This window comes from Oleiphilus sp. HI0080 (assembly GCF_001635135.1).
Window position 1 is genome coordinate 1 of sequence record NZ_LWFU01000720.1, and the last position, 683, is coordinate 683.

Sequence of the window (683 nt, forward strand, 5' to 3'; positions counted from 1 at the left end):
CGGTTAGTGGAATATTTCGTGTTGGGGCTGACCTGGATGGACAATTAGCGCTTATACATATGGAGGATGCGGCCAAGGTCATGCGAATGACTGGCTACGTGAACGGCATTCGTCTAAAAATGGATAACCTGTTTGACGCGCCGTTTGTTTCAAGACAGCTCGCGAGCAGTCTTGATGAAGCCTATTACAGTGTCGATTGGACATTGACCCACGGCAATTTGTTTTCTGCGATCAAAATGGAGAAGACGCTGATTGGTTTGTTATTAATGGTCATCGTCGCTGTTGCTGCGTTTAATATTATTTCCACTTTGGTGATGGTCGTGACAGATAAGACGTCGGACATCGCCATACTAAGGACAATGGGGGCGAGTCCTCGCGCAATTATGGGTATTTTCATTGTGCAGGGTGCGTACATTGGCGTCGTTGGTACCATCGTCGGTACTGTCCTCGGAGTACTATTGGCATTGAATGTTTCTGAGATCATCTCTTTTGTTGAGTCTGTCATGCAAATGCAGTTTCTTAGTCCAGACGTCTATTTCATCAGTGATTTGCCATCCGAATTGCGTTGGAGTGATGTGTCCATTATCACTGGGTCTGCTCTTTGTTTAAGCCTTTTGGCGACACTTTACCCGGCCTGGCGCGCTTCGAAGGTTAAACCTGCGGAGGCGTTACGGTATGAGTGA

1 protein-coding gene is annotated in these 683 nt (G+C 47.1%); it reads left to right on the top strand.

Features of this window, described 5'->3' with window-relative positions; genetic code table 11:
- Positions 1–683 (top strand): FtsX-like permease family protein (locus tag A3751_RS15465; RefSeq protein WP_156492515.1); only part of this gene is annotated, 683 nt, incomplete at its 5' end.